This window comes from Sphingomonas sandaracina (genome assembly GCF_036663695.1).
GTDB lineage: Bacteria > Pseudomonadota > Alphaproteobacteria > Sphingomonadales > Sphingomonadaceae > Sphingomonas.
In genome coordinates this window covers 234,050-243,655 of sequence record NZ_JAXOJK010000005.1, presented here as the reverse complement: position 1 = coordinate 243,655, position 9,606 = coordinate 234,050, and the positions used below count along the sequence as shown (strand labels likewise).

Below are 9,606 nucleotides of genomic sequence, written 5' to 3'. Positions count from 1 at the left end.
AAACAAAACAACGACATACCGACCACCCCCTTCGCAAGCAGGGGACTTTTTTGCGTTAGCACGCCGCTAGCACAAATTCACTTTGCCACCGTTTGTGAAAACTGCGCCCATTGGTCCACTTTAAACCGGTAGCGTCGTCATGCAGCGGCACGAAATACTGGGCGGGAAAGTCCAGGTCTACAGGCGGGCAGAGGGCAGAAGCTAGCATTGCTCCGCCTAGGTCGGCAACAAGCAGCGCCGCTCGAGCACCAGAACGGACATCTGGCGCTCGCCAAGCAGGTCGCCGAGGACTGGTATCTCGGCCTGCGCGGCAAGCTTCACGCCGGCGTGTTGAAAAGCGAGAAGACCTTCAAAGAAGCAGCCTCACAGTTCACCCGCGAGTATGAGGTGATCACTGAGGGTCAGCGCAGCGTGCGCTGGACCCAGGGGCACGCCATTCGCCTGCGCATCCATCTACCGCGGTCCGTCACGGCTGGCTTTCGCACGTACCGGACATATCCAGTCCGTACCGCGCTTCCAGTAAGATCGAGCATCGGCCCTGGTTCAGCCCTGCCGAGTACAAGCAGCTCTACAAGGCGACCGGCGCCTACGCGAAGGAGCCTTTCCACGAGCACTATCGCTGGAACGCCGAGCAGGTGCACGACTATGTGCTGTTCATGGCGAACACCGGCCTGCGCCCGGACGAGGCGTCCAATCTTGAGCATCGCGATGTCGAGATCGTCGTCGATGACGAGACCGGCCAGCGTATTCTCGAGATCGAGGTTCGGGGGAAGCGCGGCGTTGGCTTCTGCAGGAGCATGCCGAACGCGGTTCGCCCCTATGAACGTCTGTTAGGACGTCCGAAGCCGGTTCAGGGCGAAACCCGCCGGCAGCGCAGGCGCCGCGAGCTGGACGGCATTACGGAAGCGCCGGAGACGCCCGTGGCGGAACTGCCCAGGCCAACCGACAAGGTGTTCCCCGGCAATCATGTGAAGCTCTTTAACGGCATTCTCGACAAGGCCGGTCTCAAATTCGATCGCGATGGCAAAGCGCGTACCGCCTATTCGCTTCGCCATACCTATGTCTGTCTCCGGCTGATGGAGGGGGCCGATGTGTATGCCGTCGCTCGTAACTGCCGCACCAGCGTCGAGATGATCCAGAAGCACTATGCTGCTCACATCAAGAACATGATCAGCGCTGCCTCCGTTAATGTCCGGAGGGCCAAGCCGAACGCTCGGCGCAAGCCGCAGCCGGTCCAGTTTGAAGACGACGACCAGAGCTGACCGGGAACCGGTCTCTCCATCAGGGCGCGGGCCGTTCACCGGCCCGCAAGCACCCCTTGCGGGGGCGACCCCGGATGAGCGTCCTTGCGGCGCTCATCCGGGGTCGTACGAGCGTTTATCCGTCACTCTCTTTCACGCGAAGCTGGAGCCATATGCTCGGCTTACATGGCCCTGACCTGATGAATGCGCACCGGGCGCACTCACGCGGAACTGGCGGATAACGGGACGATCGCTTGGAGCGCCAACGGGATATCCCCATCGCAGTTCGGCAGCTTCATCAGATCGCCGCGGGCGCTTTTCGAAGCCAACACCAACAGGACTGCGGTTCGGGGTAGGTTTCGACTGTCTGTCCGCACGAGCGGTTTCCAGCAGCGAGGAGAGAATAAATAATGGCAAGACGGGCAGGGCAACTGATCGCACAAGTATAGCGCAAAGCGTACCGTCAGGCGTCTCGGTCCGAGCAAATTCCTGCTTAGGAGACCATTTTGTGCCCGCTGCCATTCCACCCAGGGACCCATATAATCTCACCCAGACCCCTGCTACCCGGCCTGACACGCTGTCCCTTCAAAAGAGTAGAGGGCCGAAACCGCGTGCGGTTGTCGAGTTTCCGCAACCTGTCGCGCTGACATGGGACGATCCGCCGACATTCAGCGAGGCCTTCGCCCTTCATCTCGAACGTCATGGCGACAACTGTCACCATCTCCATCGTGCCATCATCGCGCGAGACGAGGCGTTCGATCGCAAAAAATTCCAGAGTTGGAAATTCGGTCGCAAAATGCCAGCGACGCTACAGAGCTTTAAGATCCTTGAACGCGTCGAGCGGCGCTACCGTCTGCCGAGCGGCTATTTCCGCGACAAATTGACTGCGGCAGCAAAAGCGCCGCGCGGGCACAAGTTGGCGGACGTTGCCGATTCCGAGCGGCGTCGCATGGCATGGCACCTGCCCGACGATCTTGATCAGCGTCGGGCGGCCGAGCGTGCCGAAATTATCGATTGGGTCCGGACCGTCATCGTCTCTGGCGCAACCGACTATCGCCGCTATCAGGCCGAAGCGCTCAGACATCGCTATGGTCTGCGCTTCCCACCGCTCGACGGCGTTGGCCGAGGCGCTTGGGACGATGTGGCTCAGCACCAGACAAGGTGCCAGTGCTGAACGCGGACGGCGTCATCATCACCGAGTCCGTCGCGATCATGGCGTTCCTCGAAAGCGCACATCCAACACCGCCGTTGTTCGGCGAGACCCCGGCAGAGACCGGGCTGATCTGGCAACGTATCTTCGAGGTGGTCAACACCGTCAGCGATCCAATCGAGACAGGCCTTATTCGGGCATTATCGTACGGTGAAGCTGTCAAAGACCCCGGAGCTACGCATGCTGCAGCAGTGGTCGCGACCGAGAGCCTAAATTGGCTGGAGGACGTATTAACTCACCATCCGTACCTCGCTGGCAGCAAGATCTCAGCGGCCTACATTGCGACGATGCCGATCCTCCAGATGCTTGCCCGGTTTGGCTCCAGGCCAGATGCAGTTGCTCTCGGGCTGTATTTCGACGATCTCGCCAACAGCCACCCATCGATATCAGCATGGCTCGCCAGGATTGAACGGATTGCGGGCTTTGACGCAGCCTATCCGCCGCATTGGCGCAAGTAGAGGCTGCGCGACCTTCGTGCGTGCTTTTGCCGAGGATCCAAAGCGGCGGGCACAAACCGGTACTTTTATCTCTACAATCATCAGTTCGGTATACCGGAGCTGGCTGGATCGAACACCTGAATGAACGACCGTTTTTTGGAATTGTATCGAGGCTATGAACGTCCGGTTATGGGCCAAGCTGCAGTAAATGCCGATCAGGCACCAGCTTTGTAGACAGCCTTCAGACGAGTGAGAGCCGCTCGTGCACGAATCGGGTCACCTCGCGCGCAGCCTCTCGATCCTCGGGCGAGCCGCCGAACCCGCCATGGGGCATCGCCTCAAATACGTGAAGCTCGGCCGGAACTTTGGCGGCCAGGAGCCGGCGGTGCATTCGCACGGTATTCGAAAGGAACAGGTCACGGGTGCCCGTTAGAAGGAATGTCGGCGGAAATCCCGTCACGTCGCCGAACAGCGGAGAGAGATAGGGATCGGCCAGATCGGCCTCGCCGGCGTAAAGCCTATTATTCGCCATCAGCGAACCCGGCAGCATCACGTCGACTCCGGCATTGACGGCGAAGCTGTCCCCGCTTTCAGTCAGATCCACTTCCGGTGACAGCAGAACCAGCCCCGCGGGCATCGGCAGGCCCTCGGCCTTGGCGCGCAACAGCATCGCGCCGGCTAGGTTGCCGCCCGCCGAGCGCCCACCGACTACGATCCGGCGGGGCGCATGGTGGCTGAGCGCAGCGCGGTAGACAGCCAAGCAGTCGTCAAGCGCTGCGGGAAAACGATGCTCGGGCGGCAAGCGATAGTCGATGCTCCAGACGGTCAATCTTAGCTGGTCGGCCTGAACGCGCGCGCCGTGGCGGCAGGCGTCGCCACCGCCGAAGACCAACGCCCCGCCGTGCAGTTCCAGATAAACCGTATCCGTCGCAACCGGCACCGACGGCGTGGCGACATGGACCACCGCATCGTCGAAATGTGCCGTCTCGACCAGTGCTGACGGAACGTCGGAAGCGGCCGCCAGCATCCGTGCATAGTTGACGTCAACCGCTGCCTTGACCTTCTCCCATCCCGCAACGTCGTCGGGCGCCGGCATGGCGAAGAGCGCATTGACGGGCACGCCATCTGTCCCGATCAGCCGTTCCAGCTTGACGCGTGCCTCTAGGCTGATCGAAGCGGGTGAAAGTATCTCGCGCACCCCCAGCCGGATCGATCGTTTGATAGTGCTCATCTACTGCTCCGGTTTCCTCAAACGCCTGCTCGGCCGCAACCGTTCGTGCAACTCACCCGTCCATGGGCAGGTCAATTACCGTCTAAAGTGCATCGCGGCTAGCACAGTCGCCAGCAAGCACCGCCTCGCACCCCATGGCAAACCTGGAGGTCAAACACCGCCCGTCATCACTGGCGCGGAGCCTTCTGGCCGACCAACTGGATCTCGAGCGTAAGGCAACTTTAGTGCCTGAACGAACGTCCGAAGTCGGCTGCGATGAAGGAGCGATAGGATGTCGGCTTCTAGGCCTGGTCAGCCGAGAGCTGCGACGACGCGGAGATGGTCATCGCAGCTGATCATCGCGGCAGGTACCGCTGCGTCGGCGATGCCGCAACGGGTACTAAGGCGTGTGATGGCCTGCCTTTCCGACCCACCCACCCCGACAGAAGAGCCAGGAGGAGAGCACCTGCCGACAGAATGGCGCCGGCCCAGTTCGGTGCGGCATAGCCGAACCCTAGCGCAATGACCGTGCCACCGGCCCAGGCGCCAATGGCGTTGCCGAGGTTGAAGAGACCGATGTTGACCGCCGAGGCGAGGTTGGGTGCACCGGCCGCCCTAGCGTTGTCCGTCACGAGCTTCTGGATGGGGGCGACGGTGGCAAAGCCGAAGACCGACATCAGGAAGATGCAGACTGCGGATCCGATCTGGCTACCTGCCAGGAAATAAAAGGCCAGGAGAACAACGGCTTGTGACGTTAGTGTCACGTACAGCAGCGGCATCAGCGCCCGATCCGCAAACTTTCCGCCGAGGATGTTGCCGACAAAAAGACCTGCGCCGAACAGGGACAGCAACCACGTCACCGAGCGCTCCGTGTAACCTGCTACTTCGGTCATCATCGGAGCGATGTAGGTGATCGAGGTGAAGAACGCCGCTGGCCCGAGTATCGTGATTCCCATCGCGAGCAGAACGCGGATGTCGGTGAAGGCCGCCAACTCCTTCCGCAATTGCGGCGGTTCATGGCGCTCGGCACGCGGCACCAGCATTATGACACCAGCGATGGCAACGACGCCGATCACCGTGATCGCGAAGAACGTCGCCCGCCATGACACGGTCTGCGCTAGCCACGTTCCTGCAGGCGCCCCGATCAGCGTGGCGAGGGTCAAACCTGTGAACATAAAGGCGATGGCGCTGGTCCGGCGACCGGGTGCGACAAGGTCGGCCGCCATGATCGAGCCAATGCCGAAGAACGCACCATGCGTCAGGGACGTGATGATGCGGCCCACGAGGGCCACGGCAAAGGACGGCGCCGTCGCGGTAATGACACTGCCGACAATGAAGAGAACCAGCAGCCACGCAAGCATGGTCTTCTGGGGAAGTCTCGCGCCCAGGATGATGGTGATGGGTGCGCCGAAGAAGACGCCGAGCGCATAGCTGGTCGCCATGTTCCCGGCCATCGGGATCGTGATGCCGAACTCCGCCGCGATGCTCGGCAGAAGCCCCGCTATGACGAACTCGGTGGTTCCAATCCCGAACGCTGCTATTGCAAGCGCCCAGAGTGCGGCTGGCATGGCGTTTCCTTTCGGAAGGGGTGTGGTGGGATGCCGATTGGCGTGCGGACTCTGGTTGCTGCTGATCACTTCGCGAACTCCGGCAGAACATGGGTGGCCATTTCGGCGATGGCGTCTGCAAATGGTCGTTGCAGCGGCTTCATATGCAACGCGACGTGGTTCACGCCTTCGTCCCGCTGTCGCTTCCAATGGTTTATCAGGGCCTTGCGCCCTCCGCGCATGGTCGACTGCTTGAACTCCAACGGTGCATTTGCATTCGCGAGGAGATCGAACATGGTGCCATAGCCATAGGGGCGGAAACGACCTTCGCTGCCGCTCCGCCAGTCTGCGATGACCGAGGCAAGCCTGTCCGGATTGCTCAGATGCCATAGCCACCCATCGGTATTGTTTCCCAGCCATTCGAAGTCCTGGCCAGCGCGTCCGATGGCGACGATCGGCAGCCGCGGTGCGACGGGTTTCGGCAGCATGTCGAGCGCGCCGTCCAAGGCACCGTAGAAGCGAGAAGAATGCTGGGGGAAGGATTGCTCGGTCGCCGCGCGGATCACACCTAGCGCGTCCCGGTATCGTTCGACCCGATTTCCGATGTCGCTTCCGAACGCCGCGAACTCGGAAGGTCGATCGCCGGTGGCTAGCCCCAGGATAAAGCGTCCACCACTCAGTCGATCGATGCTCGCAGCCTGTTTGGCGACGATCAACGGGTCACGCAGTGGCGACACGATGCCAGCGGTGCCTATTGCGATACGGCGCGTGCGTGCGGCTAGCCATCCGGCATAGACCATCGGATCGACGACCTGCCCGGTATCGCCGAAGCCCGGATCGTAGAACGGAACGTCGCGAAGCCAAATCGCGGCAAAATCCGTCTCGTCGACCAGCTGCACGGCTTCGGCGTGGTTGTCGAGCTTCGGCCACGGCGATCCCGCGTAAGGCTCCAGCGGGGCTACCAGGCCGAATGTCAGGCGACCGGATTTGAAGACGCCGGAATACCCCGGATGCTCCTGGATCGGACGTCATACACGAATGTGGCGACTCGATTACACCGCGTTCTGAAACGAATACGCTGACGGTTGATCAAGATCGTATTGGAGCGATTATTCTGAATAGAGTAGCTATTGCAATGTTGGCAATCGTCTGGGTTACTGTCATTTCCAGTGCTATTGCCATCACTGCGCCGCTTTTAGACGATACGATGATCGCGGTAGTTGTGGTCATGGCGGCATCGCTTCCCTTGACCGTGTTTATTGCTTCCTTACTCGCATCAACTCGACGAGATCTGTGATCAAGCAGTTTGCTTGGGGAATGGATGCCGAAGGAAGAGCCTGACCTGCAGCGTATCTAAGAATGTCTTCGGGGGCTGCTGCAGCAGTTGCCCCGCAGTTACCAAATCCCTGCTCCTGAACGGAAGCGAGAATTCAGTGGCTTTGGCCGTGAGGATTGGCACATGATTCTAAATTTTGTTAGTTCGGTAATCACGCTTGCGAGCGTCCCGCTATACGGTCCGGAACAACCGTCGCCATCCAGCGCGATTCCGCACCTCACGGAAATTCCGGCGCCCACTTCAACGCCGTCGGAACCCGACGCGTCGGCGCTCGGCCGGCGGACGATATTCAAGGGGATCGTTGTGACTCCCCCCGCTTCGACGAACCTCAATGACCGGCCGTTACCCGATTTGAGCCCGGAAGACGCACGACCCGTGGCGGAGGACACCGAAGACATCGTCGTCTCGGGCCGTAGGCCATCGCACGCCGATCCGCTAGCGCGCGCCAACATCCAATCCTACAAGGCGGTCCATGCAGTCGATGGCGCGGTCGTTGCACCGTTGGCGAAAGGGTACAGGAAAGCGTTCCCCAAGCCGGTGCGCGATGGGATACATAACTTTCTCGACAACGTCCAGGAACCCATAGTCTTCCTAAATTACCTGTTCCAACTCAAGCCGGGCAAGGCCATAGAGACCTTGGGGCGATTTGCTGTCAACACTACGGTAGGAGTGGCCGGGGTCATCGATATGGCAAAGCGCTGTCCAATAAATCTTCCACATCGTCCAAACAGTCTTGCCAACACCTTGGGATATTACGGCGTAGGGCCGGGGCCATATCTATTCCTCCCTATCATCGGACCCACCTCGGTGAGGGACCTTTTCGGAACAAGCGTTGACCGCCTTGCCTTGCCCGCAACCCTCGGGACGCCGTTCAATAAGTCATACTATACGGTTCCGGCGAACATCTTGAGTGCGCTCGATTACCGGGTGGCATTCGACCAAACGCTCACCACCCTCCATTCAGCTCCGGATCCATACCCAGCAACCCGCAATGCTTACCTGCAAAGACGAAAGGCGGAAATCGACCGTCTGCATAGTCCAAGCTGGAACGCTCGCCACTTGGTTAAACCGTCGACCGTACCGGTTATGACGAAATCACAAGAAAACTGTCGCAGAGGCGTGCCCCGATAACGCCGACTGGAAGAAGAGGTACCGCTCCGCGAGCAACTGGATCAGTCTCTCCGTCGCACCGTGAAGTTCCTACTGATCTGGAGGGTTCCCCGAGGGCGAACGCCTGCGATCGTTATCTTCGATACGGCTCAGGAGTTTGCAGCGCTGATTTCGCTCATCGAGGTCTCAGCGACTGCGTCCAGCACCGTAGCGTTGTCGTCGAGCCAAGCTCGGACGTCGCGGGTCAACGTGGAGGGCGACGTGAGGATCCACTGCGGTATCCGTCAACGCTCAGCAGGCGCATGCCGAGCGGCACATGACCGAAGCCCTCTGAATTCAGAATTGGCGAATTCAAAAACTATGATCGCTAGCGATTCTTCGCAGTTGCACAATTTACGGCGTATACGTAAGGCGGCAACGGCAAGGAGGCCGCTTCAAAATGCGCGAGTTCGCGAGTTCCAGCGCTGACCGAAGATTGCTGGAACTGGCATGTCGCACGTTTGTCGCCATGCTATTTGCCGCGGTCCTCGCCTTCCTCGCTCCGTTCGGAACCTACAGCTTCGATGCGATCGGGAGGGTGGGATACTGGTCGTCCTTGATGGCCTCTTGGCTCGTCCTGTCCCTCGCCGCGTACTGGCTTGTCTGGCAGGTGCCTGGCTTGCGCTCACGCGGTGACTCAAAGCTCCGCGTCATAGCCTTCGTCCTTGCGATACTCCCGATGATGGTCGTTGCGGGCGTAGCCAGCAACATGATGACCGGATGGCTGCCCTACGCCGAGGAAGTGACCGAACTATTCATTGCGGTCGTGCTGCTCTGCGGCGGCTGCACCTATCTAGGGGATCGGATGGTCGAGAGGGTTACCAATGCGCATTCTCACGCCGTGCTGGTCGCACTGGTCCAGGATGCCAAACCCGACCAGCCCGGCGAAGAGGGGCGTCTGATGGAGGAAGGTATCCCGGGGGAGGGCCCGACCGACACGGCGTTGATTGATCGGCTACCTGCCCACGTCAGAGGGGAGATCCTTTGTATGCAGGTCGAAGACCACTACGTGCGGGTTCACTCGCATAACAGCAGCGCCTTGGTACTCATGCGCTTCTCCGATGCATTGCGGGGCATCGATCACATCCCAGGGTCTCAGGTTCATCGCTCCTGGTGGGTTGCGACCGACGCGGTCACCAGGTTACGCAAGACGGGGCGCACCGCTCAACTCACGTTGATCAACGGGGTGTCCGTTCCAGTATCACAGCCTTATCTCGCGCAAGCCACCAATTCATGGGGCTTGCTGGGGGCCTGATTCAGCACAGCTCGCAAATGCAGTGCGTTCGCGGTCGCGTGCGTAGCGGCTCGAAGCTTCTTACGATGAGTTGCATAGTAGCGCCGCTAAGATGGGAAATAGCGGGGGCGTCGGGGATACCCTGGGGGCGTCAATCTGAAACGGCGTAGGGCTTCGATCCGGCTATTACACGCTGCTGGATGCGGCTCTCGCACCGTGAACGGTACCCGTTACAAATCTGC

The 9,606-nt window shown here is 60.3% G+C and carries 9 protein-coding genes; 6 read left to right on the top strand and 3 right to left on the bottom strand.

What is annotated here, in order from left to right; all coding sequences use genetic code 11:
- Window positions 1-635 precede the first annotated feature (635 nt).
- The 3 genes from U1707_RS15875 to U1707_RS15865 all read left to right on the top strand — a co-directional run bounded on the left by U1707_RS15875 (window position 636) and on the right by U1707_RS15865 (window position 2,909).
- Window positions 636-1,262 (top strand): site-specific integrase, encoded by a 627-nt coding sequence (locus U1707_RS15875; protein WP_332801033.1) that lies wholly within the window; start codon window positions 636-638, stop codon window positions 1,260-1,262.
- A 487-nt stretch (window positions 1,263-1,749) separates the two neighbouring features.
- Window positions 1,750-2,415 carry a hypothetical protein gene (locus U1707_RS15870; RefSeq protein ID WP_332801032.1) on the top strand — a complete coding sequence of 222 codons (666 nt, stop codon included), beginning with the start codon at window positions 1,750-1,752 and terminating at the stop codon, window positions 2,413-2,415.
- The gene (locus U1707_RS15865; protein ID WP_332801031.1) at window positions 2,409-2,909 is read left to right on the top strand and encodes a glutathione S-transferase family protein; all 501 of its coding nucleotides are present in this window, start codon (window positions 2,409-2,411) and stop codon (window positions 2,907-2,909) included. The genes U1707_RS15870 and U1707_RS15865 overlap by 7 nt, the downstream gene beginning before the upstream one ends.
- 220 nt (window positions 2,910-3,129) lie before the next feature.
- On the opposite strand, the gene U1707_RS15860 is transcribed toward U1707_RS15865, so the two are convergent.
- The 3 genes from U1707_RS15860 to U1707_RS15850 form a co-directional block, all read right to left on the bottom strand.
- Window positions 3,130-4,119 carry an alpha/beta hydrolase gene (locus U1707_RS15860; protein WP_332801030.1) on the bottom strand — a complete coding sequence of 330 codons (990 nt, stop codon included), beginning with the start codon at window positions 4,117-4,119 and terminating at the stop codon, window positions 3,130-3,132.
- A 335-nt stretch (window positions 4,120-4,454) separates the two neighbouring features.
- Window positions 4,455-5,666 carry an MFS transporter gene (locus U1707_RS15855; RefSeq protein WP_332801029.1) on the bottom strand — a complete coding sequence of 404 codons (1,212 nt, stop codon included), beginning with the start codon at window positions 5,664-5,666 and terminating at the stop codon, window positions 4,455-4,457.
- Window positions 5,667-5,731: 65 nt separating this feature from the next.
- On the bottom strand, window positions 5,732-6,667 hold the full coding sequence (locus U1707_RS15850) for an LLM class oxidoreductase (protein WP_332801048.1): 936 nt from the start codon (window positions 6,665-6,667) through the stop codon (window positions 5,732-5,734).
- A 113-nt stretch (window positions 6,668-6,780) separates the two neighbouring features.
- Here U1707_RS15850 and U1707_RS15845 point away from each other — a divergent pair, with 113 nt between their 5' ends.
- The 3 genes from U1707_RS15845 to U1707_RS15835 all read left to right on the top strand — a co-directional run bounded on the left by U1707_RS15845 (window position 6,781) and on the right by U1707_RS15835 (window position 9,385).
- Entirely contained in the window at window positions 6,781-6,942 is a 162-nt protein-coding gene (locus U1707_RS15845; RefSeq protein WP_332801028.1) for a hypothetical protein, read from the top strand.
- Window positions 6,943-7,104: 162 nt separating this feature from the next.
- Window positions 7,105-8,112: an MlaA family lipoprotein gene (locus U1707_RS15840; RefSeq protein WP_332801027.1), complete on the top strand. Its 1,008-nt coding sequence runs from the start codon at window positions 7,105-7,107 to the stop codon at window positions 8,110-8,112.
- Window positions 8,113-8,530: 418 nt separating this feature from the next.
- Window positions 8,531-9,385: a LytTR family DNA-binding domain-containing protein gene (locus tag U1707_RS15835; RefSeq protein WP_332801026.1), complete on the top strand. Its 855-nt coding sequence runs from the start codon at window positions 8,531-8,533 to the stop codon at window positions 9,383-9,385.
- Window positions 9,386-9,606 lie beyond the last annotated feature (221 nt).